Genomic DNA, 25,311 nt, shown 5'->3' with positions numbered 1-25,311 from the left:
GCTCGCTTACATGTGCTTAACGCGACGTTTAACTTCTTCCTGCTTGCCGTCGTTGAATGGGCGCGCATCCGGGCTGCCCAGGTAGCCACAAACGCGGCGGGTCACTGACACTTTCGTTGAGTCATGATTGCCACAGCTTGGGCAAACAAAGCCTTTGCTTGAACAATCAAACTCACCCGTGAAGCCACATTCGTAACACTCATCAATTGGCGTGTTCGTGCCGTAGTACGGGACACGCTCGTAACTGTAGTCCCACACGTTTTCTAGCGCTTCGACATTATGCTGAATGTTTGGATATTCGCCGTAGCAAATGAAACCGCCGTTCGCGATAGCTGGGTAGGCCATCTCGAAATCAATCTTGTCGTATGGGTTCACTTTCTTTTCAACATCCAAGTGGAAGCTGTTGGTGTAATAACCTTTGTCGGTAACGCCGTTCACCAACCCAAACTCTTTGGTGTCGATCTTACAGAAACGGCTACACAGGTTTTCACTTGGTGTGCTGTACAGGCTAAAGCCATAACCGGTTTCTTCCTTCCAGCTGTCTGTTGCCGCTTTCAGGTATTTCACAATGTTCAGTGCTTTTTCACGCAGTGCTTCTGAATCGTAAACGTGTTCTTCCACGCCATACAGTGCATTCATGGTTTCGTGAATGCCGATGTAACCAAGGGAAATCGAGGCACGGCCATTCTTGAAGATTTCGCTAACGTCGTCATCAGGGTTCAAGCGAACACCACACGCGCCTTCCATGTATAGGATTGGAGCAACGCGGGCTTTCACGCCTTGAAGACGGGCAATACGGGTGTCCAGACCTTCACGGGCAACGGCTAAGACTTCATCCAACAGTTTGTAGAAGGTTTCTTCACAACCATTGGCACGAATCGCAATACGCGGCAGATTGATAGAAACCACACCGATGTTGTTTCGGCCTTCGTGAATCAGTTCGCCATTTTCTTCATATGCAGACAGGAAGCTTCGGCAACCCATTGGGGTTTTGAACGAGCCTGTCACTTCTACCACTTTGTCGAAGTTCAGGATGTCTGGATACATACGTTTTGACGCACATTCCAATGCCAGTTTTTTAATGTCGTAGTTTGGTTCGCCGTCATTCAGGTTCAAGCCAGATTTCAGGCTAAACACCAGTTTCGGGAAAACAGCGGTTTTACGGTTCTTGCCCAAACCGGCAATACGGTTACGCAAAATAGATTGCTGAATAAGACGCGCTGCCCAGGATTCACCCAAACCAAAACCGAAGGTAACAAACGGCGTTTGACCATTCGCGGTATGCAGGGTGTTCACTTCGTATTCCAGCGATTGGAAAGCGTCGTAACACTCTTTTTCGGTGCGCGCGCGGGCATAACTTTCTGGGTCTGGAATATCCCACTCGCGCGCCACCATCAGATGTTTTTCGTAGCTGATTTCAACGTACGGTGCCAAGGTTTCATCAATACGGTTAATTGTGGTGCCGCCATAAATGTGGCTGGCTACCTGCGCGATGATTTGTGCCGTCACTGCTGTTGCAGTCTGGATGGATTTCGGCGTGTCGATTTCCGCATTACCCATCTTGAAGCCGTGCGTCAGCATGTTCTCAAGGTCAACGAGCATACAGTTGAACATCGGGAAGAATGGTGCGTAATCCAGATCGTGGTAATGAATGTCGCCTTGCTCGTGCGCGCGAACCACCGCTTTCGGCAGCATGTACTGCTTTGCGTAGTGTTTCGCCACAATGCCCGCCAACAAGTCGCGTTGGGTTGGGATCACCTTGCTGTCTTTGTTGGCGTTCTCGTTTAGGATATCGGAGTTGGTTTGCTCAACCAGACCACGAATTTCGTGGTTCAGGCGGCTTTTCTTCTCACGAATACTGTCACGATCATGTCGGTACTCAATGTATGCACGGGCAACCGCCTTGAATGGCCCAGCCATCAGGTGGTTTTCTACCGCATCCTGAATTTGATTGATATCCACTTCATCGCTGCGCATAAACTGCGCGAGCACGCCATCTGCTACTGCTGCCGCATAGGCTTGATCCATGTCTTCTACTGCAAACGCCGCGCTCAGTACCGCATCCTGAATACGTTGGCGCTCGAAAGGTACGCGGCCTCCATCGCGTTTGATGACAACAGGTTTCACAAATAGCTCCTCAACAAATCGGCCCTCTTTTACTGCAAGGGAAAGAAAATCAGGTTGACCACTTTGGCTAGTAAGTAGTCGTCACGTCTGGGAAAGTAGTCAGCCATATCCATGAAAAAGCGCGCCATTTCGCGTTACTTGACCGATATCGAACAAGGATCCGGCAAGATCCAATCGGCCTACACGCAAATGTGAATGGCGTCAAGAAATACCAAATATGGGTGAATTCATAGCTAGAACTACAATATGTGGTGTATTAGACCGTCGAGGCGAACGGGATACTTTGATTTAGATCATGGCCTAGGGGGATGCGATTTCTATCTAGTCGATTAGTGTGGACAAACTTCAAGAAATGAAAAAAGCCTGTCAAATTTTGCTACAGACTCCCCAAATTCTTTATGTTGTAAAAACTGTGCGATACCGTATGCACTACTATGAGCTTGAAAGCCTTGTATTTTCTGACTCTCAGCTCACCTATTTTAAGAACAAATACTTAGTAACCACTTAGCAAGCATTTAATGAATTCAGCGAGCCCATCAAGACAGCGTATTTTATTCAGGCGGACCATTGGTTCTTGGCTTGCTGTTGTCATGCCAGTGGTAATGCTGTTGCAGATCTCCAGCGCGTATGCGTCCTTGTCTATCGCTACCTGGAACATGGAGTGGCTGAGTGATAAAGATGACATCATTCAAAGCAAACGAACGCCTGAAGATTACTTGATGATGCAAACTGTCTCTTCGGTGATTGATGCCGATTTGATTGCTTTTCAGGAAGTGGACAGTGAAACCTCTCTGGCAAAGGTGCTCAACCCTGACGAGTATGATTACTACTTTTCCGATCGCTCTAATTACTTCAAGAAAAGTCGCCGCAGCCAACAGTTCACTGGCTGGGCAGTCAAAAAAGGCATCAAGGTCATCGACCATCAGGATTATCAGCCACTCGGTTTACCCACTTTCCTCTCAAGGGGGGATTTACGTTATGGTGCGTATATCGAAGTGGTACGCGAAAACCAACCTTCCCTGCATCTTCTTTCCATTCATTTAAAATCTGGCTGTTTCGAAACGCCTGTCCGCCGCAACAACAGTTGTAAGAAACTGGATAAGCAAATCGAAGCCCTTGGGATCTGGATCAACGCCCGCATAGAGCTCGGGCAGGAATTTGTGATTGCCGGAGATTTTAACCACTACATGAATGAAAAAAACGAGTGGGTCTGGAAGCAGCTTATTGAGGAAGTGGGCGAAGAGAACCTGGTGAAACTGACTCACGATACGGATGCGAAATGCAAAGCGAGAAAATACAACTATCGTACCAAGCGTTGGGAGCATGTTGTTTACCGCAAACTCATCGATCACATCGTCGCTAGTCCTGGCGCACTGCCACTGTCGGATATGCCAGAGCCGCGTCAATATCAATACTCTTACCACGCTGTTGCGACTTATCGTCTTTCCGATCACTGTCCTGTGATTGTCGACTTGTAGTTTTCTGATAAAAACCCCAAATGCCCCCGTTTTGCGGCGCTTTAAAGCCGCTCTGACATCTCACTGACAATACAAGCAATACCCGCATTTACAATGCGCTAAAACGAGAACAACGGAACACCGAAATGACTTTTTCCAAAGCACCTTTGCTTGCTGCTGCCCTGCTGATTTCTTCTCCCTCTTTTGCTGCACCAGAACTGGTTCCTGCCACCATGCTCGATTACGGACACTACGAAAAAGTAGAAGAAGTGACCATTCATGGTGACATCAACCAGAACATCGTTAATCTGGCCGAAACCAACCTAACTGACAAAGACGCTGATCTGTTTGTGATTGACGAAATCAGTGAAGACATCGACCGCAATATGTTGGTATTGTACGTGTCTTTGTATAACGACCTGAACGACGGTTTGGTTAAGGCCAAATAAGCATCAAAGCGTTTTCAACGCGGTTTTAGTGGTTGTCCTTTCGTTGTAGAATCTCTGCACGTGAAGGACAACAATAAAATACAATGATTACTGGCACTCTGAGCAAAATGAAAAGCACGCTGGATAACGGCGTGAATTACTCCCTTCCTGTTGGTGACACCGACATCTCCCTGAACTCCCTGATTGGTAAATCTCTTACACTGACGTACACCGGCAACATCTATTGCGATGCTTGTGGTAACAAAACCAACAAGAGCTTCAGCCAGGGTCACTGTTTCCCCTGCACTAAGCGACTGGCACGTTGTGATATGTGCATCCTGAAACCGGAAACCTGTCACTTTGCTGAAGGTACTTGTCGTGAGCCGGAGTGGGCAGAACAGTTCTGCATGACCGACCATGTGGTTTATCTTTCGAATACTTCGGGTTTGAAGGTCGGCATTACCCGTGCGAATCAGATCCCGACCCGCTGGGTTGATCAAGGCGCGACACAAGCACTGCCAATTCTGAAGGTAAAAAGCCGTCATCTGTCTGGTTTGGTGGAAATTGCGATTGCAGAATTTCTGGCGGACAAAACCAATTGGCGGGCGATGCTTAAAGGTGACAATGTCGAGTTAGATTTGCATGAAGAAGCGCGCCGACTGCTGCCGCAAATTGATGCCAAGATTTACAGTCTGCGCCTGCAATATGGTTTCGACGCCGTTGAACCGATTCAAAACGACATCATCGACATCAGCTTTCCAGTGACGGAATACCCAACCAAAATTACGTCACTGAACTTCGATAAAGATCCTGTGGTTTCCGGCGTACTGAAAGGCATTAAAGGCCAGTATCTGATCTTCGATACCGGTGTGATTAATATTCGCAAGTTCACCAGTTACGAAGTGACGGCAGAATATTAAACCGATAATCCCTCTCCATTTGGGAGAGGGAATCTTTCCAAACTAGTCCAGCGTCACCTTGAACTGCTTTCCACCCCAACCATGCACGCTGTCATGCGCTTCAACGTACACTTCCGCAATATCATCCGAAATCATTACACCTGAAAGGCTGCGGGTGAAGGGCTGTTCGTTGACATGGGGATGGTGTAGCACCCGCGTTCCCAGCACTTCGCCCTCTGCGGTGACAACTCGCCAGGCATCGGCATAGTGATCCCAGCCTTCGTCTGCATGTTCGACGGTGGCAGAAAAACGGTAAGACTCACCACTTTTAGTCGCTGTTGCATTCACCACATCGGCCTTTCCAGCCCAAACGGTTCCCGCCAAGAACATTAAACTTGCAGCGATCAGTCTTTTCATTTTTCCGTCCTTCTCTAGGGGCTGTTGACCTTTGGTGATGATTTTTGCAGCAGTTTGCGGGGATTTTATGCAAGGCAGAGGCTTCGATGTGTAGCTGGCCTACATGAGAAGCCGATAACGTAGCAGAAATTCCCCACAAACGCTGCCCGAAGGGTTCTGCCCTAAGTGTTTTATGCTTTGTTGAGGTGTATTTGCTTAGAATGACTAGGCGGCACACACCTCGCCGCGCCCAAAACGCTTATGGCTAGAACAAAATTTAACCACCAAAGGTCAACAGCCCCTAGCGTTTAATGGCGATCCCTGTCGCTTCTGACACAGCATTCAGGTTTTCTTCTGAACCTAATGACAAGCTCCAATTCACTGTGCCGCCATTGGCAATCAGCATACAGGGAGCGCCCAGCAAACTGATGTCGTCGGTCTGAGCCTGAAGTGTCATCTGATTTTCCTGAAACTTCACCATTACTTCATGCATGGTCGCAATAACGCGGCCACCGGGAATCGTAATCACCATGACTATTTCCCTTTGTGCTGCAGCACCGCCATGGTCAGGCGACTGGTACACACTAAACGGCCGCGCTCATCAGTGATTTCAATCTGCCAAACCTGTGTCGTTGCGCCCATGTGAATCGCTTTGGCTGTACCTGTAACCTGCCCAGAACGCATTGCGCGAATATGGTTAGCGTTAATATCCAGACCGACACAGTACTTGTTTTCTTCCACTGCCATATTGGCTGCCAGCGAGCCTAAGGTTTCTGCAAGCACAACTGACGCGCCACCATGCAACATACCTAGCGGCTGATGCGTTCGGGAATCTACCGGCATCGTGCCCGTCAGGCTGTCATCACTGAATTCGGTGTAAACAATACCGAGATGTTCCACCAAGGTGTTTTTCGAAGTGGCATTCAAGCCCTCAAGTGAAATGGGTTTCTTCCAGATAGACAAAACAAGTCCCTTCAATAATTTTTATGGTTTTAGCTATTATCTTTGTTGTCACTGTCTTTCGCTACCGGCTTCTATCGCAATCGGTGACATTTAAGGCTCTCCAAGGGTCTTTGTTGTTTAAATCAGGTCTATCGATCCTTTACTATATAGCCAGGATTATTAAGGGCTTAAGGAATAGCTTCATGAAGATCAACAAAATCAAATACACAGTCGCTGCAGCGCTGTTGAGTGCGTTGATTGCGGGTTGTACGACTTCGCCAACCGGACGCAGCCAGTTTATTCTCGTCTCGGGTGCAGAGATGGCGACACTGGGCGCACAATCTTTTTCTGAACTGAAACAAAACGAGAAAATCAGCACGGACAAAAAGACCAATGCTTACGTGCAGTGCGTAACCGATGCAATTTTAGAAGTGACGCCACCCCAGCCGGATTTTGATAAATGGGAAGTGGTGGTTTTCGACAGCGACCAAGTGAATGCCTTCGCACTGCCCGGCGGGAAAATCGGGGTTTATACTGGCCTGCTGAAAGTCGCTAGAACGCAAGATCAACTGGCGTCTGTGATCGGTCACGAAATTGGTCACGTGATGGCGAACCACGGCAGCGAGCGCGTTTCAAGCCAAGTGGCTGCAAATAGTGCCTTGCAGATCACCAGCATTGCACTGGGTGCGTCAGGTACCGCAGACGCTGACTTGATCATGGCGGGGTTGGGCCTTGGTGTGAACGTCGGCGTATTGCTTCCATTTAGCCGCACCCACGAATCAGAATCGGATTTGATTGGTGTGCGATTGATGAACGAAGCTGGCTTCGATCCTAACCATAGTGTTGCCTTGTGGCGAAACATGGCAAAAGCTTCTGATGGCGCTCCACCGGAGATTCTCTCCACTCACCCATCACACGACACCCGAATTTCTGACTTGCAGGCAGCTATCAACGAATTGCCACCGCCGACCCGAAAAGCACCAGACTGCGGCCGCCCAAATCTGTTCGGCTAACACTGTGTGATTAATTGAATGTCGGAAACAAAAATGCCAGCGATGACGCTGGCATTTTTCTATCTGCAAAGTGCTATTCAGAAGCTAAAGCCTCCCCCGTCACATCTGCCACAGAGATAAACATATGCTGTGCTTCACCACGCAAGTTCACCATAGGGTTTAACGTGACATTTTGGTACATAAAGCTCGCTTGCCCGGTGATAGGACGGACATTGCGGCAATGGAAAAGATAAGGGCGTTGCTTCCACACCACAAAGCTCCGGCATTTCAGCTCAAACACTGGGCGACACTTGGCGCGGAACCAACTTTCCGGAATTTCAGGGAACACATCAAACAGTGATTGCCCTTTCACCTTGTTTGGGTGCTTGCCCGTGTGGTGAACCATAAAGCCGTTCCACATATGGATGTTGAAATCGCGGTCGACAACAATCAAACCCATGTCGATATTTTGAACCATATCGACCATCCAGTTGAATTGTTCAAATTCTGGTGAGTCAATCATGGTTACTCCTCGTCATCCATCAGGTAAGCCAGTTTCGCGTCCAGAAGTGGTAAGGATTCATCAACCAGCAGCAGCAACAAATCACACTTGATGTTGGTGCCGTCAATGGCGTAACTCACTTCGATTGTCACCGTGCGCTTCCAGGTACCGTGCATGTTTTCCACCAGCTTATCGACCGATTGGTGTTGGCCAATAATGGCGGGATAACTTTGTGCGAATACCAAACCCGCTTGCTCACCGATACCAGAAAGGAACGCACTGATCAGCACGTTACTGACATCAACAAGCACTTCGAGATCATTATCAATGGTGCCATCGTCCGGATAATCCAGAATGCCCAGCAGGTCTTTCATCGAGGAATCAGAGATCAGCATCAAGGCTTCACCCGCAAGCCCCTCCCCGCTGAATCCCTGACAGATACCATTCATATTGTCGTTATTCGCCAGGTGCTTGATGGTCATGGTGAGCTCGCTGACCTCTAGCACGTTAACCTGTGGCAGCGGCATATGAACGAACACGTCAAAGTAACGCGCTAGCGAATCAGCTGCTCGACCCATCGCCACGTTCACCACTTCCATGTACATTTCGCGGCGGCCAATTTTCATGTCCACCGGCGGTTGAGTAGGTTTTGGTGAAGTTGAAGGTTCGCTGTTTTTGAAAGGTTGTAAAAGCTCAATCAGTTTCTCCTGACTGACGGGCTTTTGAACGAATGCTTTTGCGCCCAGAGAGAGGACTCTCTCTTGCGCCTTTGGTTGGATATCGCCTGATACGACAAAGACAGGAACATTGATGCTGTTGGCTCGCATCACTTCCAGTGTTTCAAAACCGTCCATTTCTGGCATGGTCAGATCAAGAAACATGACATCGAAACTGGAAGACTGAAGTTGCTCGATGGCGACTTTGCCATTTTCCGCGAACGTCACTTCTGCATTAACAAATGCTGGCAGCGACCGGGCAAGTTGCTTTCGTGCTAATGCAGAGTCGTCGGTGATTAATACTCGGGTTGTCAAAATCTCCACCCCTAAATCCGGCTGCGTATTCTATTGATTGGAATTGTTGTTGTAAGCAAGGCTACGAAATATAACGCAATTTTCAAGGAAATATGACCTTACTCCCATAAGCATAGTTGTTAAACAAGCCTATTGGTCTCTGTGGAAGTAATTTAATGTGATGGGGAGAGGGATTGACCGGTTTTCGACTCCCCCATTTGGTACTAAGGATGATCAGGAAGTGGCACATTACCAAATGCTGAAAGTTCCCTTTTCACTTTGTCGAGATCTGAGCTCAGATGGTCAAATTGCTCAATCATGGCGTTATTTTCGGCTTTTAGTGCATTGAAGTTATCGCAATCATTTTCCGATACTTTGTTCCAAGAATTACCTTTTTTGAACTCCGAGCATGCCTTCTGGCTGAGCTCCAGCTTGTGCGCGCCTTTCAGGATCTTCTCATTCAGATCACTGACCGCTTTAGTCAGCCGGTAACGCTCAGCGTACAATACATCGGTGTCCGTCACGCGTTTTTTGAGCTGGGCAATGGCGACAGACTTTTCTTCCAATGTCTTTTCCATTGCATCCGCTTTGCCAGCGTAAGTACGGGATTTTTCTCCCAGCGTCGCTTTCAACGCCGTTATCTCAGCCTGCTTTTCTTCCAGCTGCTGGGCGAGTGACTCAGCGTGCTCTGTCGCGGCTTCACCTTGCACGTTGACTTGCGCTAACGCTTCCTGCGCTTCGGCCAAAGCAACTTTTGTCTCGGATAGCTCGGCCTTCACGTCATCAAGTTGCAAGGAGATGCTATTTTCTACCGAAGACCAGTGGTTAGTGGCCACCAGTCCGCCCAAAAGTAAACCGCCGGCAAACAGCAATGCACCTTTTTTGTTTGTGCTTGTCATTATGTTTTCCTTGCAGTCGCAACTGCGTATTCCCCAAAAAATAACTGCCACCATGATAGCCTATGGTGGCAGTTATTAATGTTAGCTGATGGAAAAAATCTTTAGTTTTCCGCTATCTGATTAAGGTTTGACCAAAGTGACGTCACCTTTTGGAATACAACAACATGCGAGCACAAGACCGTCTTCTTTCTCACCGGGGAACAGGGCTGGCATGTCAGGTTGTTCTACTTCACCTTCGACCAAGCGAAGCTTACAGCAACCACACACACCTGCACGGCAACTGTAATCCACATATACACCTGCCTCTTCCGCCTGAACCAAAATCGGACGCTGGTTTTCACCGCGGATGAACTCACCTTCAATGTTTATGTTCACTTCCATCGCTGGCGCGTCATTGCCCACAGTTGGTGGAGTGAAGAACTCCTGATAACGTTGGCTTTCCGGCACACCCAAGGTTTCCAGCAGATTCATGGCGGACTCCATAAACCCTTCAGGACCACAAACAAAGACTTCACGCTGCGGCAGTTTTGGTAACAATGCCAAATGTTCCTGACTCAAGCGGCCAGACATTCCCTGCCAATCCGCTGCAGGCTGACTGAGTATGGTCATGACTTTTAGACCCGCGTGCGCATCTTCCAATGATTTCAGTTCATCCGCGAAGGGAATATCTGCTTCTGTACTGCATTGATGCAGGAAAATCACATCATTGATTTCGTTGTTATCTGCCAGCGCACGAAGCATCGACATCATGGGCGTGACACCGCTACCACCAGAAAGCAAGAGCAATGTCTGACGCTTGCCTGAATCATCACTCAGGTGGAACTGACCGTCCGGTTGCTGTGCTTTGATTTTGTCGCCGGCTTTTAGATTGTCGTGAAGCCAGTTTGACACCAAACCACCATCGACACGTTTAACGGAAATCGACAGCTTTTCGGGACGAGTTGGCGAGGAAGACAGCGTATAACGACGCTGGATGCGTTCGCCATCGATCTCCAGTTCAATAGGAAGATGCTGACCGGCTTTGTAACTTGGTAACGTGCCCTGCTGGCTGGTAAACCAGAACGTTTTGAAATCAAGGGCGACGTCTTCAACTTCGCTGCATTTGAGATTTAGCTTTGGCGTGGTGTTGTCTTCGTAGACTTCTGGCTCACGGTACTCAAGGACTTTGATCTCATCGTCTGCAGAAATCAAACCTTCATTCAGCGCAACCAAATTCATGCCGAAATTCACGTTGCCGTCTTTGTCGGTGCGGAACTGGCTCAACGTGGTGATAGGTTCGCCGTTCACACGGAATCGACCGCTTTCCAGATCCAGCGTGGTGAACACACAGCGACTGCAAGGACGGTCAACTTGAAACGTCACACCACCAATACGGATTTTCTCCCAGCGGTCTTCTTCAAACGCTTCACAACCGGTTGCGACAATGTTGGTCCGGAACTGATCCATGATGTGTTTATCGGGCGAGCGTTCGTTCAATGCTTCCAGAGAGGCTTCTGAAATCACCAAAAGCGGATAACCATCAGCAAAACTCACCTGGGTTTGCGCACTTTGAGAGTAACGCGGCGACGATTCTTCGCCCGTAAAGAGCAATTGCTTATTACCGCCTAACAGGTGACTGAACCAGGCATTGGCGGTGGATGTGGTGGAGTAACCCGCGAACTCATCTTTCCAGACGCCCGTTTGCACTTCACTCATGGAGAATTGAGAGTACTTCAACACCAAAGGAGACATGGTGGGATGAGTCAGCGTAATACCATTGGACTGAATACCCACCGACACTTCAGTCAGCTTTGGCTCGGTGCGTCCGGTGACCATTTTCCCCGTGCTATCCGTCACCATAAAGCGGCGATCGAAACTCAGGCCAATTTTTTCAACCCAAGCATTAGAGAGCGAGATGCCTCCTGCCGATTTAACGGGAAATACATTTATCTGGCTGACTTTTGTGCTCACGCTGACTCCTTTCATATGTAAACGCCGATTCCGTATTTTACAGAATCGGCGTTTGATTGCTCCAACAAACTGTTCAGTAAGAGAAATGCTTCACTTGTCCATACGTGAACTAACTGGCAATGCTTTCTCCGTTTGCAGCAATGATCTGGTTGAGTCGGTCAGGTTCACTCACCAATGCAGGGAACTTGAGGTACAAGTGGTGCAAACAGGTGAGACACAGTGAAATACAGTCATTGGTTTTCTCACGGATTTCTTCCGCATCCCACCAGGCTTCACCAGAGAGAATAAAGTTCCAGTCACTTTCCAATGTTTCAGCCAACTCTACCGCCACTTCCGAATCGCCTTTCACCAGCACACCCACAGCTTTGGCAACATTTTCAGATTGCGCCCCCGCACCGAAAATATTCCGAAGCGCGAGGATCGCATCTAACAAGCCATCTAAACGGTCGGGCTGTCTCGCCGCGCTGAACAGCCTTCCGAAAGCAAGTCGAATACCCGTTGAATCAGTATCTTCCAGCAACAGGCTCCAGTTTTCCAAATCATCCAACACACTGTTAGTGACTGATACGGGCTCTTCTGCTTCTTTAACGGTATCGACAATCTGTTTTGCCCCTTCCAGGGAAAAGGGATCGATATGCCATGCCCATTCTGGCGCGACGAAAGGCGGGGTTTGCTCTAGGAAGCACATTGCCATACACAAGGTAATGTTCAGCTCGGTCGCGACTTTATCGTTCTCCGCATCCATCACATCGTCCGGCCATTCATCATCTTCCAGCAAGTCACCCACATTGATGGCGTAAGCAAAACCAGATTCCAACATAAAGCCGCTGTCTTTGCGTTTAGCCATCTGGCTCGGCAGTTGGAGTACATATTCAGCAATGGCCGGCGTGTAGCGGCGAATGGTTCCCCACTTGGTATCCAAGGCATCGAAATCAATCAAGGCAGCATTGCGGAAGCCAACAAACAGCGGGATCTGTGCAACTTCGCCATCGGCTACACTTCTCGCAATTTCAAGCATCTCGAGTACGGTCTCGACAAAGATGTCCGCAGAGATTGGCCCACGCACACGCATTAAGTCGTAGCTGTTGATCAATAGCGCTGCGGGAAGCGAGGAAAGCGTGATCACGCCACGCTTGCCTTTAGAATCCGCATAATGGCCGAAGGTTTCGCTTGGCTCGTTGCCAATCGTCTCGAAGACCCGCTCAAAGGAATGATCTTCAATGAAATGTCGATACAAGGTCTTGTGGCCGGGCAGATTCATGATCGCCGCGCTCAAATGACCCGAAGCACGGTAAAAAAGATGAGGACGAGCCCCTGCTTTTACCAGAAACAGTGGATAAAGCTCAGCCGCAACATTCGCCAAGCTTCGCGCGAGCGGATCTGTCGCATTAACTACCGGCGTTACACCGCCATTTTGGCGACGCCAGACAGAAAACATATGCTGACCATTCTGCAGCACGTGCGGCAAACGATGGAAAAAGGATTGCTCGATGTCACCCTGTGAAACCGCCACGGCACGCATTTGTCGGCACAGTTGGACATAGGAAGACAGTGTGTCTTTTTGCTTGGCGTTCAGGCGTGCCTGGTGCTGCAGCACCAGCCTCGCATCCGCTTCAGAAACGTTCAGGATATAACTGACAACGCGATGCCCCATGGCTTTGACGAAATTCGGGATAGGTTCTTTCAACGGCATGTCACCCCCAGCGTCAATCTCTTCCGCTACACCCCATTTAGCGAGAGAGTCGTCTATCCAAACAGCGCTCACGAGAGGCTATTTGATCGTATCACCACGTGCTTTGAGAAAAGGCAGGCTGTTTGGACTTCTTATGCTTTAGTTATCGGCAGCGCGTTAGAAAAATATAGCAGCTACCCGACAAGATCTTTCGAGCCACTGGGCTGTTTCTTGAATTTCCATTGTCAGTTGAGAGAGTTACCGGTAGCAATTTTTTTCAGCGCCGACCACACTTTTTCTCCTGACGGATGCAATCGCGACTGATACCGGTACGCATAGTAAGCAACTTTCCGGACATGCTCCTTTTCTCCCAACACGATCAAGCGACCATCTCTGATTTCATCTTGAATCGAAAAGTCCGGTAACCATGCCACTCCCTGACCTTTGACGGCCTGAAGTTTTAACATGTCGACCATCGACGAAAGGAAGACGGTTTTTAGATTGAGCTCAGTGCGAAGGGAATCTGTTTGTCGTCCCATGTATGACGTCGGGTTATAGGCCAGCCATGGTGTTGCTTCTTCAGTGGTGAACGAAAATTTTGGCAACCCTTTTTCGTTGGGCGCGGTAACGGGTAGCAAATCAGCATGACCGACCTGAATGTAATCGAACGGCGGTAATTTCAGGTGTTCGTTCTCAAACGCCAATAACAAGTCACACTCGCCTTGTTGTAGTGCGTCTACGGCTTCATCCACGTTCATCGCATCGACACTCAGCATAGGCTGTGTTTCAGACGTAAAAGCTTTTTGAATGGCGAGCGTCATATCCAAAGCGAGAGAATGGGCTGAAGCAATACGTACCACACTGCCATCTGAGTAGTTGAGAGCGGAGATCTGGCTGATCCCCTCTTCCATCTGATGAACCAAGGTTCTCGCGGTAACCCGGAATATTCGGCCACTGGCGGTTAATGCGACGGGGGTTTGGGTGCGGTCAATCAGTTCAGCGCCGACAGACTGCTCCAGCATACGAATGCGGCGTGAAAAAGCAGGCTGGGTAATATTTCTAAGCCCTGCTGCCGTCGAAAAATTCCGTGTTTCTGCCAATGCCAGAAAATCTTCCAGCCACTTACTTTCGATATTCACGCCAACTTCCCATGCTTTGTCTCTGTTCCTATCGGCATTTTAATTTCAAAGACAAAGATTAAACCGACACCAATCACATTTTTATTAGTTTTCGATAACCGATTGGCATGGGCAAATCACAAACGGCATTTTTCTGGAAGGACCAACCCACCTATAGTGAAAACATCACCTTAGGACTTCATGCAGCACGCAAGGCGTGCCGGAGAAAAGTAAAACAATGAACATCCCAGCCCCTTACCTTCTTATGCTCGGCGACAGCCATGACCCGCTTGCGATTAAAACTGCCCGTGGTATCCACTACTGGCGACCAGAGAAATGTCTAGGCCAATTACGTTTGAACGATGGTGTACCTTCACTTGGCCTTCCAGAAATGGATGCCAATACTGCATACGCGCAAGGCGCCCAAACCTTTGTTCTGGGTACAGCAAACGCCGGTGGTGTGTTGGCAGAACACTGGATCCCAGTGATTGTTGAAGCGATTGAACTGGGTATGCATGTCGCCTCTGGATTGCACCAACGTTTGGCGGATGTGCCAGCTATTGCAGAAGCGGCTGAAAAAGCGGGCGTTCAACTGTTCGACTTACGCCACTACGCGGAAAAACTGGATGTCGGGAATGGTAAGAAACGCTCTGGTCGACGTCTGCTTACTATCGGTACCGACTGTTCCGTCGGCAAAATGTTCACCACCTTGGCGCTCGAAAAGGCGATGAAAGCACGCGACATAAAAGCTACCTTCTGCGCAACAGGGCAAACAGGCATTTTGGTCGAGGGTAAAGGTATCGCTGTCGATGCAGTGATCTCAGACTTTATCGCAGGTGCAACAGAAGCCTTGTCGCCGGCATGTGATGCCGATGAGTGGCAACTGATTGAGGGTCAAGGCTCCCTACTCAACCCTGCATTTTCGGGCGTCACCATGGGCCTGCTGCATGGTTCCCAGCCGGACGCATTGGTCCTTTGTCACGAAGCGAATCGCCCTCACACCCGTCACATGCCTCATATGCCAATGCCAGAAGTCAAAGACATCATGGAGCTGGGTTTGCGATTAGCAAAGCTAACCAATCCAAATCCTCGCTTTGTCGGCATGGCCATCAATACTTCAGCCTTAAGCGAGGACGAAGCCAAGGTCTATCTTAAAGAGATGGAAGAAAAGCATGGATTGCCAGCCACCGATCCGGTCCGATTCGGTGTTGAAAACATCGTCGACCGTTTGGTCAGCAGTTTCGGGGATTAAGATGCAAATTAGCGCGCAGATAGTCACATACACACTTAAACGCCCTTTTACGATTTCTCGTGGTAGCCGTACCCAAGCGGAAGTGGTTCAGGTAACTATCGAGAAAGACGGCAAAAAAGGGCTTGGGGAATGTTCGCCTACCGGACGTTACGGGGAATCTTTCGATAGCGTGTTAGCGCAAATTGATTCGGTAAAAGGAAAAGCCTTTGATCGTTCACAATTGAAGACGCTTTTACCCGCCGGTGCTGCCCGTAACGCACTGGATTGCGCGCTATGGGATCTGGAATCAGAAAACTTCCCTGATGGCTTTTCATTACCCGCGCGTATTCAAACTGCGATGACGGTATCGATAGCAACACCGCAGGAAATGGCGGATGAAGCCAAGGCCTATGTGGAGCAAGGCGCTACACTAATTAAGGTCAAGCTCAATGGCGACGAAGTGTTTGAAAGACTCTCGGCTGTTCGTGCTGCAGCACCAGATACCCTATTGATTGTCGATGCCAATGAAGCCTGGGGGAATCTGGATATCGAAGCGACGATTCAGCAAATCTCACCGCTGAATATCGCCATGGTTGAACAGCCCTTACCAGCTGCGGAAGACGAAGCGTTACGTCAGATAAACAGCTCCATTCCTTTATGCGCAGATGAAAGCTGCCACACCGCAGATGATGTCGAGAGCCTCGTTGGCAAATACCAGATGGTGAATATCAAACTGGACAAAACCGGCGGTTTAACGGCAGCGTTTGAATTGGAACAAGCCGCAAGAGCAAAAGGCATGCAAGTGATGGTGGGATGCATGCTTGGCAGTTCCATTGCGATGCGCGCTGCATTACCTGTTGCGGCAACGGCAGTGCTTGTAGATTTAGATGGTGCATTCCTTATTAGTGACGACATTCAGGGCGGTTTACATTATCAGAACGGACATATTGTTCTGTAGTCATATTCCCGCCTCACAGAGAGGGTGAAACACTTTCATAGTGTTTCACCCTTTTTTGTGGGTTTGAATCGAGTCACGTAATTAGTGGGCGAAATTGAGACAAATTGTTAATGGCCATCTTGACCGCCTAGATAGTGCCCACTATTCTAGCGTACATGTGTACGCTGGAAATTCGCGGTATTAAACATGGAATCAAATAACACTAATAAACCACCGATCATTTGGCTGAACGTCTCGGTATTTGTCGTCACTTTTGCGGTCGCCATGATTGGTACGCCACTTTGGGCCTATTACCATGGCTTCGATTGGGCCCAAATCGCGATGCTCCTTGTCGCTTTCACCTTTAGCGGTATGTCTATCACCGCGGGTTACCACAGGCTCTGGTCTCATAAAACCTACGAAGCTCACCCTATTCTGAAATTCATTTTTGCTCTTGGCGGCGCTTATGCTGTTCAAAACAGCATCCTTCACTGGTCTTCCGACCACCGCGTACACCACCGTCATGTTGATGACAACGATACCGACCCCTACTCCGCTAAACGCGGTTTCTGGTACTCACACATCGGATGGATGCTGCGTGAGTATCAAAAACACCGTTATTCTGACTACAGTAACTGCCGTGATCTCCAGAAAGACAAAATCGTCATGTGGCAGCACAAGTACTACCTGCCATTGGTCATCGCGACTAACTTCGGTATTCCGATCGCTTTCGGCCTCCTTCACGGTGACTTATGGGGTGCCATTATCCTGATTGGTTTCACACGTCTGGTACTTAACCATCACTGCACTTTCTTTATTAATTCACTGGCCCATATCTGGGGTAAACAACCTTACACAGAGAAAAACACAGCGCGTGACAACGGTATTCTGGCATTCCTGACTTTCGGTGAGGGCTACCATAATTTCCACCACATCTTTGAAAATGATTACCGCAATGGCATCTACTGGTGGCAGTTTGATCCAACAAAGTGGCTGATTAAATCAAGCAGCTGGCTTGGGTTGACGAAAAAGCTTCGTATCACGCCACCAGATCGCATCGAGAAGGCAAAGGCAAGAATGATGCTGAAAAATATTCAAGCGCGTTTGAGCCTTACGCCAAATGCGACACATCGCCTGCAGATTGTTGAGCAAGAATATGAGGCCTTGGTATCTCGCATGAGTGAATACTATGAAGCGAAGAAGCGACTGCTTGACCTGAAGAAGCAGAACCTGCTGAAGAAGTACGAGCGAGCCATTCTGGTGCAGCAATTGCAGATCTTGAAGGCAGACTTTCAGAAGCAGAAGCGTAATTGGGTGACTCTCACTGCTTCCTATGCCTAACTGGCCAATGAGACCATCTACGCAAAAGGGCAGAGAAATCTGCCCTTTTCTTTTTTGAAACGATAACCTCTTCAATTCGCTCGAAACTCACAAGGAATCGTATGAACGTTGGTCGCCTTCCAGTTTGGTGGTTTATCATCATCGGAGTTGCTTCGAATCTACTCGCCGAGATGGTACTCAGCCAGTTTGGATTTAGCTACGATATTTTCAGCGAAGCATTCAACCTAGGGAAACTACTCATCGACTCAGGTGTATTTGTTGGGTTCTTTATTGTGCTTAGCTTGGCATACTTTAAAATCTCAGCTCATAGAAACACTTCATCATGATTCAACGCCGTGTTTATCGCACACGAGACGCCGAGCTGCTTTTATCAAAAACTTTCTGATGGAACGTATAGAACCTAAAGGTCAATAACTTGGAAATCCGACAAGCAACACCACTCGATATCGAAGAGATATTCGATATCTATAAACAAATTGCCCAACAACACTTCGATAACGCTCCGAATGCCTTTAACCCTCCCTCACAGGAAGACAAGCGTTTTTTGCTTTCCAAAATCCAAGATGAAGCCTGGTGGTTTGCCGTGGCCGAATCTGAAGGCCAAATCGTTGGATATACCATGGCAAGGCTGGATAAAAATGAGACCGTTCCATTCCTCACTAACGCTCTCATTTGCCGCCTGAACACCATTGTGGTTAACCAGAATATTCAAACCAAAGGTGTTGGGCGTGCACTTATCGATGCTTGTAAAAAGTGGGCGGAAGAGAATGGTGCTGTAGAAGTACGTTTGGAAGTGATGTCATTCAATGAGAATGCCGTTGGTTTCTATGAACATATCGGATTTGAGAAGCTTTCCCACACTATGTGTCTATCTCTCTAACGCTCACGAAAAAGCCGGAGAGTTTCTTCAACTCTCCGGCTTTATTTTCTTTAACTGATTGTTTTGTTGCGCGACGCCCTTATCAAAATGACTGGCAGCATTAGCGTCAGTAACCAAAGAGGCAATGAACCGCCACCACCGCTAGTGCTCTCGACTAAAGGAATGGTTCTGTCTGGCTCGTAGTCTGTTCTTAGATTGAACAAGTCCATCTCAAAGGTTACATCGGGCTTTTGATAGCCTCCCATTTGAGCTGAAATCCAACCGTAGTAGCTAGCAATCTGAGTGAATCCATCTTCATTGTTAACTGTTCCACAGCCTTCCACCGAAGTGAAGCTGACGACACCTACAGCCACATAGCCCTTGTCACTATCATTGGTTGATAAAGGGTCTTGCCAAATGAGTGGACCACCTGAGTCTCCATAACAGATGCCCGTTGGTTCAGAACTGTTAGCGCAGATGAAAGAGGAATAAACACCGTTGTGGTCATAGCCGAAACAGGTAGAGTCATCGACACCATCCATCACAGTGAATTGTAAGAATCTGCTTGCGTAAGAATTAGTACCCGTCTGCCCCCACCAGAAACAAAAAGATTTCGAGTTTCAGCTACGGCAAATTCAGCATCTAACTCCAGTTGTTTTTCCGGCGGTAGAATAGCAATTGGAGAGGCTGTTCCAGGAACAGCTGTCGTCAGATGCAGCAAAGCAATGTCAGAAGTCAGATAGTAATCGTTATATGAAGGATGGACATCAATTTGGGAGACTGAGAGTATCTTGTCTTCATCTATGTACTGCATGTCTTCATGGGATGTCACGACCTTTAATTCGTTGGCACTGGTATCAACAACACAATGTGCCGCTGTCAGAACATGCTTTTCTCCAATAATAATTCCGCCACAAATTTGGTATCCGTCGATAGTAAGCGCTACTTGCCAGGGAACATTGGCTATTTCAGCGTAGGAGCCATTTACTATTGCAGGTGAAGGAGAGGGCTCGTCAGCACTGATAGTAAAAGCAGATAACATACCCACAACCGAGAGAAGTAAGGCTCTACCTTTTTGGCCCTTCATAGCAACACCTCAAAATAATCCGTTCAATCAACGGATAGACGATATCCTGCGGCCATACAGATAGCTTTATTTACTCAGTTACTTCTCGGCTCAACTCTCACTAATTGTCCATTTTTGCAGCCAAAAACAACCAATAAATTGTACTTGCACACTAAATTGATGGCTAAGGGTTGCTTTGTCGCCCTTCATCAAACTGCGGCAATTCATCGGTAATGTCATACCATTGCGCTTTAAATTTCTTGAAAATATGCGCATCAGGTTTGAGTGGAATATCACTTTCCAGCGTGCCCAACGTAAACTCAACTAACCTACCGTCACAGTTAGAAGCCTCAAACAGCAAGCTGGATCCGCAGTTTTCACAGAAGGTTCTTTTGGTGCCATTTTCCGCCGCATAGACTTTCAATTTGTCTTTGCCTTTCGTGAATCGGAAATTCTCCGCTTTGGCTTCACCAAAAGTAGCGAATGCGGCACCATGAAATTTTCGACACATTGAACAATGGCAATGCCCCATTTTCAGTTCGATGTGGTCAACCTCATATTGAATTTGACCGCACAAGCACTCGCCTTTGTAGCTGGCAGGTTTTGACATCGTAAACTCCTTTTACTGGTGAATTATCACCCTACCCCAGCCCCAACTGAATTGACAATGAAAATGGGCACCACGCCGGGTGCCCATTTTGCATTTTCATAGGTAACTTTTTACAGATAACTTAACTCTGTCGCTTTTCCTTTAAAGATTCGATAAATCATAAAGGTATAAAGCAGGATCATTGGCATCACGATGGCTGCACCGACACCCACTATCAGAAGGGTTGCAGGCGCACTCGCTGCTTCACTCGCAGTCATGATTCCTGGCACGACATCCGGGAAGAAGCTGTAAGCCAGCCCAAGAAAGCTCAGCGCAAAGATCAAGCTGACGCCGAAGAAAGGCCACCTTGCACCCAAATCATCTTTTACGGGTACCTGACGCAAATAACGGTCGACCAGGAAAATAATCGACATCACCACCAATGGCACTGGCGCCAAAAGCAGCATTTCAGGGAAGCTGAACCAACGCTCGGCGACTTGTTCGTTTACTAGCGGATTGACGATACTGACCGCTGCAATACCCAATGCCGCCAACCAACCTGCACGTCGAGACCATTTGGCTGCCCTGATCTGCAATTCACCTTCCGTTTTCAGTACCAGCCAAGCACCGCCAATATAAACATAGGCTGCGGTCACACAGAGCGCACTTAATACCGCAAATCCGTAAGCTGAGGCAGATTCCTCAAAGCCCATGATATAGCGGCCCATCATATAGCCTTGGGAAAGCGAAGCGATCAATGAGCCCGCTTTAAAGCAGAGATCCCAGCTGTCTTTTCTGTCAGCCTTTGCCTTGGCGCGGAAGTCAAACGCTACCCCGCGCATGATCAGCGCAATCAGCATAAACGCTGTAGGCAAATAGAGCTCGGTCAGAATCAAACTGTGAGCGGTTGGGAAGGCAATCAGCAAAATGCCAACCGCCAATACCAGCCAGGTTTCGTTTGCATCCCAGAAAGGGCCAATGGACGCAATCATCCGGTCACGGTGCGCTTCATTGTTTGAAGGCAGCAACATCCCCACACCAAGATCATAGCCATCTAAAATCGCATACATGAACGCGGAGAATCCAAGGAGCAGCAGATAAATTTCCGGTAAATAGTCCATCATGCGCAGGCCTCCTTAAGGTTTTTATTTAGCTCAGTTGATTCAGCGTCCAATCCTTTCCTTGCGAGATAGAAAAGCGTGCGAATATAGGCAACGAGTAAGACGGCATAAACAACCAAATACATCAACAGTGATAACATGACATTACCGCTAGAAACCGTTGTAACGGCATCCGAAGTGCGAAGCACGCCATTGACCAGCCAAGGTTGACGGCCAATCTCAGTCACATACCAACCTGCCAGGGTGGCAACCCAACCTGAGAAAGTCATTGCGACTAGCGTGTAAAGATAGGGTTTCGGAAGTTCGCGCTTCTTCAATATTTTGAATGCGCCATAACCCGCCACCAGTAACATCATTACGCCAACACCAACCATGATCCTGAAACCATAAAACAGCGGAGACACTGGGGGATGGTCCTCAAAATCATTCAATCCCACCAATTCACCATTGAGGTCATGAGTCAGAATCAGGCTCGCCAACTTCGGAATCCCAACTTCTAAGTCGTTGGAACGGGTTTCTTCATTAGGCACAGCAAACAAAAGTAAAGGCGCGCCGTTCTGTGTTTCCCAAACGCCTTCCATTGCTGCAATTTTTTCCGGCTGATGCTCGAGCGTATTTAAGCCATGTAAATCGCCCACGAAAATCTGAATTGGGATAAGCCCTGCGGCTGCCAATACGGCAACTTTTAAGCCGTTTTGTGCAGGTTTGTGGTCTGGTTTTTTCAGGTACTGGTAGGCGCTAATGCCGGCTATCAAAAAGCTTGCCGTCAAACCCGAAGCCAACAAGGTGTGTGCGAGGCGATATGGCATAGACGGATTGAATATCACTTCCTTCCAGCTGGTGACGTGAACAATACCGTCAATCAACTCATAGCCCGCTGGTGTGTGCATCCAACTGTTGAGTACCAAAATCCAGAAGGCCGACAACGTTGTTCCGATGGCCACCAGGAAAGTCGCCAGCGTATGTACCCATTCGGCAACGCGGTTACGCCCGAACAACATGACGCCGAGGAAAGTCGCTTCCATAAAGAAGGCAGTCATTACCTCATAACCGAGTAACGGCCCAGCCACATTGCCGACTTGCTCCATAAAGCCCGGCCAGTTTGTCCCAAACTGAAAGCTCATTGTGATGCCGGAAACCACACCAAGCGCGAAAGTCAGAGCGAATACTTTGACCCAGAAGTAATAAAGATCCAGCCAAGCCGAATCCTGAGTTCGGTTAAAGCGGAGTTTGAAAAACACCAGCATCCAGCCAAGTGCAATGGTGATGGTCGGGAAGAGAATATGAAAACTGATGTTCGCAGCGAATTGTATTCGCGAGAGCATAAGGGTTTCTAACATCGTTGTACCTCAATCATAAACAACTCGAAAAATGGATTTTGAAAACACGTTCAAACAGAAGAAGTGAGATGCTTGGTGTGATGCCTGCGCCCTAGGGGCTGTTGATAATTGATCTATATCAATTTTTATTTAGAGTACGAAAGAAGGATTCAGTGAGGATCTACGTCGAATTGTTTAGAAATATTAAGGGTTAACACCAGCACAACAAGCCAATTACATACCCGTGATTTATGTGCTGCTGGACAGCGATTTCAGGGAGGCGTAAGATTTCGCTCCCTTTATTAGGGCCTGTTGACCTTTGGTGATGATTTTTGCAGCAGTTTGTGGGGATTTTATGCAAGGCAGAGGCTTGGACGTGTAGCTAGCCTACATAAGAAGCCGATAACGCAGCAGAAACTCCCCACAAACGCTGCCCGAAGGGTTCTGCTCTAAGCGTTTTATGCTTTGTTAAGGTGTATTTGCTTAGAATGACTAGGCGGCACACACCTCGCCGCGCCTAAAACGCTTATAGCTAGAACAAAATTTAACCACCAAAGGTCAACAGGCCCAAGCGAGTCTTAAAAATGGCAAAAAAACCGACTCGCATGGATGCAATGAAACAGATTATTGAGCAGGTGAAGCAGGAGCTTCCTCTCTACGAATCCGACACTTTTGTGTGCGGCCCAGAAGGTAACTGTATTGGTTGTCCGAAGAAGCTGTTGGAAATGGTGGACTCAGAACTGAGTTATTGGGAATCAGCAATGTCTCGCGGCATTACACCGCAATTCGACGAAATTCGCCGTTTTGGAAAAATGTGTACCAGCGTCCGCCGCGGTTTGGTCCGTAACAACATTATTGCGGCTTGATAGAGCTCTGCGCTAAAGGCCAAGAAGCGGCTGTTTTCTTCTCGATTGATAAGTAAACGCCGCTTCAATGCAAACCCTTAAAGCTATATCTGGAAAAGGTTGATTTAATGGGAACGAGAGTTCGCGGTTTCCAGAATAACTGAATGCCTCTGGCATCACTTCTCGCAGCGTATCGACCATTAGACTCTGACAATGAAAGTAAATGGAGACCGATTCTGGTGCTTTGGCCTTCCAATCGAACCGCAGTGGCGTTCCGCCTTTTACAGCATAACTGGGTTCACCCCATTTCAGACTCTCGTCGACACTAACACCGCTTTCAGCTGCGACTACGAAAATCAGTTCCCTAAGTTGTAGCAATCTTGATTGTACTGGCTCTGGGTAACTTTCAAACTTTGTCTTTACCTCTTCCGTCATCATGCTGAATTCCTTTTCCCATGAAAACGCCCGGCATTTAGCCGGGCGTGACAATTATTCTGTGATGAACGACAGCAGGATGTCTTCAAGCTCGTCCCAAGGTAGCTGCTCTTTGTCGATGACTTCGACACGGGACTCAACGCCTTGCAAACTGATTGGGCTCACCGTCACCATCTGGTTTACCACGTTGAACGCAAACATACCATCATCGGTGTTCATCACGGCTTTTACGCGTTCCGCATTCAAGTTCGCAAACAGGCCGTAGAGTGAATCGAAAGGAAAAACTGTGTTTGGTTCGAACACCCAGCCGCAGCTGACATAGCCCTGCCCTTTATTTTCTTTACGACGGTATTTTTCACCTGGCTCCAGCTCAAACGGAGGCATTTCATCATCATCGTGTGAGTGATGGTGTCCAAACTGCGCATTACGGTCAACGCGTGGCAAGGCTAACCATTCAGGGTTGAGTTGTCCTTGTTCAACATACCCTGATGCTAACTTCGCGATTTCAGCGCTTTTGACGTAGTCATCGAACGCTTCAATGTCGGCTGGTGAACTGAGGTCAGCTTTGTTCGCCACCACGACATCCGCTAACGCCAACTGGTCGCGGAAGTTCTGGTTCTCGGTGTAACGAACATCTGCGAAGTTACGCGGATCAACCAAAGTAATCGTCGCATTCAGCTCGATATAATTTTCGTAGTGCTCTGAAAGCAGCTTACCGATAATGTCTTTAGGGTGTCCCAAACCGGTCGGTTCAATCAGCAAACGATCAGGATTTTGAGCGAGCAACGCATTGATGCCAATAGCCATGGGTAATCCCGCCACACAGCACATGCAACCGCCTGGAACTTCTTTCACCATCGCGCCCTGCTCACTTAGAAAGGCACCATCAACGCCCACTTCACCAAACTCATTCACGAGCACAGCCCAGTTTTCATTTTCTGGTTTTTGTTTGAGCAGATTGAGAATGGCAGTTGTCTTACCTACACCGAGGAAACCAGTGATGATATTGGTCGGGACTTTTTTGGTTAGCTTATCGGCCATGGAGATTCCTATCAGTACGCTGATCATTGTCAGGCTGAGCAGTGTATCAATCCGGCAGAGATCCGAAAGTGCAAATTCCTTATTGCTGCCATGAATACAGTGTATTCACTTACATTATGTAAATGTTTTGCATAA

The 25,311-nt window shown here is 48.2% G+C and carries 27 protein-coding genes; 10 read left to right on the top strand and 17 right to left on the bottom strand.

Features of this window, described 5'->3' with window-relative positions; translation table 11 throughout:
• Window positions 1–6: 6 nt before the first annotated feature.
• Entirely contained in the window at window positions 7–2,127 is a 2,121-nt protein-coding gene (gene nrdD, locus G5S52_RS06200) for an anaerobic ribonucleoside-triphosphate reductase (protein ID WP_165012266.1), read from the bottom strand.
• 518 nt (window positions 2,128–2,645) lie between these two features.
• On the opposite strand from nrdD, the gene G5S52_RS06195 reads away from it, so the two are divergent.
• From G5S52_RS06195 to G5S52_RS06185, 3 genes are all read left to right on the top strand, one after another.
• On the top strand, window positions 2,646–3,605 hold the full coding sequence (locus G5S52_RS06195) for an endonuclease/exonuclease/phosphatase family protein (RefSeq protein WP_235956114.1): 960 nt from the start codon (window positions 2,646–2,648) through the stop codon (window positions 3,603–3,605).
• A 125-nt stretch (window positions 3,606–3,730) separates the two neighbouring features.
• Entirely contained in the window at window positions 3,731–4,033 is a 303-nt protein-coding gene (locus G5S52_RS06190; RefSeq protein WP_165012265.1) for a hypothetical protein, read from the top strand.
• An 83-nt stretch (window positions 4,034–4,116) separates the two neighbouring features.
• Window positions 4,117–4,932 (top strand): DUF2797 domain-containing protein, encoded by an 816-nt coding sequence (locus G5S52_RS06185; RefSeq protein ID WP_062713028.1) that lies wholly within the window; start codon window positions 4,117–4,119, stop codon window positions 4,930–4,932.
• Window positions 4,933–4,974: 42 nt separating this feature from the next.
• On the opposite strand, the gene G5S52_RS06180 is transcribed toward G5S52_RS06185, so the two are convergent.
• From G5S52_RS06180 to G5S52_RS06170, 3 genes are all read right to left on the bottom strand, one after another.
• Window positions 4,975–5,328 (bottom strand): hypothetical protein, encoded by a 354-nt coding sequence (locus G5S52_RS06180; RefSeq protein ID WP_165012264.1) that lies wholly within the window; start codon window positions 5,326–5,328, stop codon window positions 4,975–4,977.
• 280 nt (window positions 5,329–5,608) lie between these two features.
• Window positions 5,609–5,839, bottom strand: coding sequence for a DUF3389 family protein (locus G5S52_RS06175; protein ID WP_046305287.1), 231 nt, complete (start codon window positions 5,837–5,839; stop codon window positions 5,609–5,611).
• Between the two features lie 2 nt (window positions 5,840–5,841).
• Window positions 5,842–6,270, bottom strand: coding sequence for a hotdog fold thioesterase (locus G5S52_RS06170; RefSeq protein ID WP_165012263.1), 429 nt, complete (start codon window positions 6,268–6,270; stop codon window positions 5,842–5,844).
• A gap of 182 nt (window positions 6,271–6,452) precedes the next feature.
• Between G5S52_RS06170 and G5S52_RS06165 the strand changes: the two genes are divergently transcribed.
• Complete coding sequence (locus tag G5S52_RS06165) at window positions 6,453–7,262, top strand: M48 family metallopeptidase (protein ID WP_165012262.1); 810 nt, start codon at window positions 6,453–6,455, stop codon at window positions 7,260–7,262.
• Between the two features lie 73 nt (window positions 7,263–7,335).
• Here the strand turns inward: G5S52_RS06165 and G5S52_RS06160 are convergent, their stop codons facing one another.
• From G5S52_RS06160 to G5S52_RS06135, 6 genes are all read right to left on the bottom strand, one after another.
• Window positions 7,336–7,764: a PAS domain-containing protein gene (locus G5S52_RS06160; protein WP_165012261.1), complete on the bottom strand. Its 429-nt coding sequence runs from the start codon at window positions 7,762–7,764 to the stop codon at window positions 7,336–7,338.
• Between the two features lie 2 nt (window positions 7,765–7,766).
• Window positions 7,767–8,774, bottom strand: coding sequence for a response regulator (locus G5S52_RS06155; RefSeq protein ID WP_165012260.1), 1,008 nt, complete (start codon window positions 8,772–8,774; stop codon window positions 7,767–7,769).
• Between the two features lie 203 nt (window positions 8,775–8,977).
• Window positions 8,978–9,652 carry a hypothetical protein gene (locus G5S52_RS06150; protein WP_165012259.1) on the bottom strand — a complete coding sequence of 225 codons (675 nt, stop codon included), beginning with the start codon at window positions 9,650–9,652 and terminating at the stop codon, window positions 8,978–8,980.
• Window positions 9,653–9,772: 120 nt separating this feature from the next.
• The gene (locus G5S52_RS06145; RefSeq protein ID WP_165012258.1) at window positions 9,773–11,602 is read right to left on the bottom strand and encodes an MOSC N-terminal beta barrel domain-containing protein; all 1,830 of its coding nucleotides are present in this window, start codon (window positions 11,600–11,602) and stop codon (window positions 9,773–9,775) included.
• Between the two features lie 109 nt (window positions 11,603–11,711).
• Entirely contained in the window at window positions 11,712–13,295 is a 1,584-nt protein-coding gene (locus tag G5S52_RS06140; protein ID WP_165012413.1) for a hypothetical protein, read from the bottom strand.
• Between the two features lie 224 nt (window positions 13,296–13,519).
• The gene (locus G5S52_RS06135; protein ID WP_165012257.1) at window positions 13,520–14,413 is read right to left on the bottom strand and encodes a LysR substrate-binding domain-containing protein; all 894 of its coding nucleotides are present in this window, start codon (window positions 14,411–14,413) and stop codon (window positions 13,520–13,522) included.
• A 217-nt stretch (window positions 14,414–14,630) separates the two neighbouring features.
• On the opposite strand from G5S52_RS06135, the gene dgcN reads away from it, so the two are divergent.
• The 5 genes from dgcN (at window position 14,631) to G5S52_RS06110 (ending at window position 18,781) form a co-directional block, all read left to right on the top strand.
• Window positions 14,631–15,644, top strand: coding sequence for an N-acetyltransferase DgcN (gene dgcN, locus G5S52_RS06130; protein WP_165012256.1), 1,014 nt, complete (start codon window positions 14,631–14,633; stop codon window positions 15,642–15,644).
• A 1-nt stretch (window position 15,645) separates the two neighbouring features.
• Window positions 15,646–16,581, top strand: coding sequence for an N-acetyl-D-Glu racemase DgcA (gene dgcA / locus G5S52_RS06125; protein ID WP_165012255.1), 936 nt, complete (start codon window positions 15,646–15,648; stop codon window positions 16,579–16,581).
• Between the two features lie 186 nt (window positions 16,582–16,767).
• The gene (locus G5S52_RS06120; RefSeq protein WP_165012254.1) at window positions 16,768–17,901 is read left to right on the top strand and encodes an acyl-CoA desaturase; all 1,134 of its coding nucleotides are present in this window, start codon (window positions 16,768–16,770) and stop codon (window positions 17,899–17,901) included.
• Between the two features lie 101 nt (window positions 17,902–18,002).
• Window positions 18,003–18,227 (top strand): hypothetical protein, encoded by a 225-nt coding sequence (locus tag G5S52_RS06115; RefSeq protein ID WP_165012253.1) that lies wholly within the window; start codon window positions 18,003–18,005, stop codon window positions 18,225–18,227.
• A gap of 89 nt (window positions 18,228–18,316) precedes the next feature.
• Window positions 18,317–18,781 carry a GNAT family N-acetyltransferase gene (locus G5S52_RS06110; protein WP_165012252.1) on the top strand — a complete coding sequence of 155 codons (465 nt, stop codon included), beginning with the start codon at window positions 18,317–18,319 and terminating at the stop codon, window positions 18,779–18,781.
• A 50-nt stretch (window positions 18,782–18,831) separates the two neighbouring features.
• Here G5S52_RS06110 and G5S52_RS24175 read toward each other — a convergent pair whose 3' ends face one another.
• The 5 genes from G5S52_RS24175 to G5S52_RS06085 all read right to left on the bottom strand — a co-directional run bounded on the left by G5S52_RS24175 (window position 18,832) and on the right by G5S52_RS06085 (window position 22,876).
• The gene (locus tag G5S52_RS24175; RefSeq protein WP_268895512.1) at window positions 18,832–19,302 is read right to left on the bottom strand and encodes a trypsin-like serine protease; all 471 of its coding nucleotides are present in this window, start codon (window positions 19,300–19,302) and stop codon (window positions 18,832–18,834) included.
• Window positions 19,302–19,847, bottom strand: coding sequence for a S1 family peptidase (locus tag G5S52_RS24170; protein WP_165012251.1), 546 nt, complete (start codon window positions 19,845–19,847; stop codon window positions 19,302–19,304). Before G5S52_RS24170 ends, G5S52_RS24175 begins: the two co-directional genes overlap by 1 nt.
• A gap of 163 nt (window positions 19,848–20,010) precedes the next feature.
• Complete coding sequence (locus G5S52_RS06095; protein WP_165012250.1) at window positions 20,011–20,436, bottom strand: GFA family protein; 426 nt, start codon at window positions 20,434–20,436, stop codon at window positions 20,011–20,013.
• A gap of 110 nt (window positions 20,437–20,546) precedes the next feature.
• The gene (locus G5S52_RS06090; RefSeq protein ID WP_165012249.1) at window positions 20,547–21,539 is read right to left on the bottom strand and encodes a cytochrome d ubiquinol oxidase subunit II; all 993 of its coding nucleotides are present in this window, start codon (window positions 21,537–21,539) and stop codon (window positions 20,547–20,549) included.
• The gene (locus G5S52_RS06085; RefSeq protein ID WP_165012248.1) at window positions 21,536–22,876 is read right to left on the bottom strand and encodes a cytochrome ubiquinol oxidase subunit I; all 1,341 of its coding nucleotides are present in this window, start codon (window positions 22,874–22,876) and stop codon (window positions 21,536–21,538) included. Before G5S52_RS06085 ends, G5S52_RS06090 begins: the two co-directional genes overlap by 4 nt.
• Window positions 22,877–23,439: 563 nt before the next feature.
• Here G5S52_RS06085 and G5S52_RS06080 point away from each other — a divergent pair.
• On the top strand, window positions 23,440–23,721 hold the full coding sequence (locus tag G5S52_RS06080; RefSeq protein WP_062664566.1) for a hypothetical protein: 282 nt from the start codon (window positions 23,440–23,442) through the stop codon (window positions 23,719–23,721).
• Between the two features lie 12 nt (window positions 23,722–23,733).
• Here the strand turns inward: G5S52_RS06080 and G5S52_RS06075 are convergent, their stop codons facing one another.
• Both G5S52_RS06075 and G5S52_RS06070 read right to left on the bottom strand, forming a co-directional pair.
• On the bottom strand, window positions 23,734–24,138 hold the full coding sequence (locus G5S52_RS06075) for a DUF1801 domain-containing protein (RefSeq protein ID WP_235956113.1): 405 nt from the start codon (window positions 24,136–24,138) through the stop codon (window positions 23,734–23,736).
• A 51-nt stretch (window positions 24,139–24,189) separates the two neighbouring features.
• Window positions 24,190–25,176: a CobW family GTP-binding protein gene (locus G5S52_RS06070; protein WP_165012247.1), complete on the bottom strand. Its 987-nt coding sequence runs from the start codon at window positions 25,174–25,176 to the stop codon at window positions 24,190–24,192.
• Between the last annotated feature and the right edge of the window lie 135 nt (window positions 25,177–25,311).

Source organism: Grimontia sedimenti, assembly GCF_011045095.1.
Classification (GTDB): Bacteria; Pseudomonadota; Gammaproteobacteria; order Enterobacterales; family Vibrionaceae; genus Enterovibrio; species Enterovibrio sedimenti.
This window is presented reverse-complemented; position numbering and strand designations above follow the sequence as displayed.

What these genes read in the sequence shown, in the direction of transcription:
- dgcA (WP_165012255.1), top strand. Translation starts at nt 15,646, where the DNA reads ATGCAAATTAGCGCGCAGATAGTCACATACACACTTAAACGCCCTTTT.
- G5S52_RS06070 (WP_165012247.1), bottom strand. Translation starts at nt 25,176, where the DNA reads ATGGCCGATAAGCTAACCAAAAAAGTCCCGACCAATATCATCACTGGT.
- G5S52_RS06150 (WP_165012259.1), bottom strand. Translation starts at nt 9,652, where the DNA reads ATGACAAGCACAAACAAAAAAGGTGCATTGCTGTTTGCCGGCGGTTTA.
- G5S52_RS06115 (WP_165012253.1), top strand. Translation starts at nt 18,003, where the DNA reads ATGAACGTTGGTCGCCTTCCAGTTTGGTGGTTTATCATCATCGGAGTT.
- G5S52_RS06160 (WP_165012261.1), bottom strand. Translation starts at nt 7,764, where the DNA reads ATGATTGACTCACCAGAATTTGAACAATTCAACTGGATGGTCGATATG.
- G5S52_RS06165 (WP_165012262.1), top strand. Translation starts at nt 6,453, where the DNA reads ATGAAGATCAACAAAATCAAATACACAGTCGCTGCAGCGCTGTTGAGT.
- G5S52_RS24170 (WP_165012251.1), bottom strand. Translation starts at nt 19,847, where the DNA reads ATGAAGGGCCAAAAAGGTAGAGCCTTACTTCTCTCGGTTGTGGGTATG.
- G5S52_RS06175 (WP_046305287.1), bottom strand. Translation starts at nt 5,839, where the DNA reads ATGGTGATTACGATTCCCGGTGGCCGCGTTATTGCGACCATGCATGAA.
- G5S52_RS06120 (WP_165012254.1), top strand. Translation starts at nt 16,768, where the DNA reads ATGGAATCAAATAACACTAATAAACCACCGATCATTTGGCTGAACGTC.
- G5S52_RS06085 (WP_165012248.1), bottom strand. Translation starts at nt 22,876, where the DNA reads ATGTTAGAAACCCTTATGCTCTCGCGAATACAATTCGCTGCGAACATC.
- G5S52_RS06095 (WP_165012250.1), bottom strand. Translation starts at nt 20,436, where the DNA reads ATGTCAAAACCTGCCAGCTACAAAGGCGAGTGCTTGTGCGGTCAAATT.
- G5S52_RS06190 (WP_165012265.1), top strand. Translation starts at nt 3,731, where the DNA reads ATGACTTTTTCCAAAGCACCTTTGCTTGCTGCTGCCCTGCTGATTTCT.
- G5S52_RS24175 (WP_268895512.1), bottom strand. Translation starts at nt 19,302, where the DNA reads ATGGATGGTGTCGATGACTCTACCTGTTTCGGCTATGACCACAACGGT.
- dgcN (WP_165012256.1), top strand. Translation starts at nt 14,631, where the DNA reads ATGAACATCCCAGCCCCTTACCTTCTTATGCTCGGCGACAGCCATGAC.
- G5S52_RS06075 (WP_235956113.1), bottom strand. Translation starts at nt 24,138, where the DNA reads ATGATGACGGAAGAGGTAAAGACAAAGTTTGAAAGTTACCCAGAGCCA.
- G5S52_RS06090 (WP_165012249.1), bottom strand. Translation starts at nt 21,539, where the DNA reads ATGATGGACTATTTACCGGAAATTTATCTGCTGCTCCTTGGATTCTCC.
- G5S52_RS06180 (WP_165012264.1), bottom strand. Translation starts at nt 5,328, where the DNA reads ATGAAAAGACTGATCGCTGCAAGTTTAATGTTCTTGGCGGGAACCGTT.
- G5S52_RS06080 (WP_062664566.1), top strand. Translation starts at nt 23,440, where the DNA reads ATGGCAAAAAAACCGACTCGCATGGATGCAATGAAACAGATTATTGAG.
- G5S52_RS06140 (WP_165012413.1), bottom strand. Translation starts at nt 13,295, where the DNA reads ATGCCGTTGAAAGAACCTATCCCGAATTTCGTCAAAGCCATGGGGCAT.
- G5S52_RS06185 (WP_062713028.1), top strand. Translation starts at nt 4,117, where the DNA reads ATGATTACTGGCACTCTGAGCAAAATGAAAAGCACGCTGGATAACGGC.
- G5S52_RS06195 (WP_235956114.1), top strand. Translation starts at nt 2,646, where the DNA reads ATGAATTCAGCGAGCCCATCAAGACAGCGTATTTTATTCAGGCGGACC.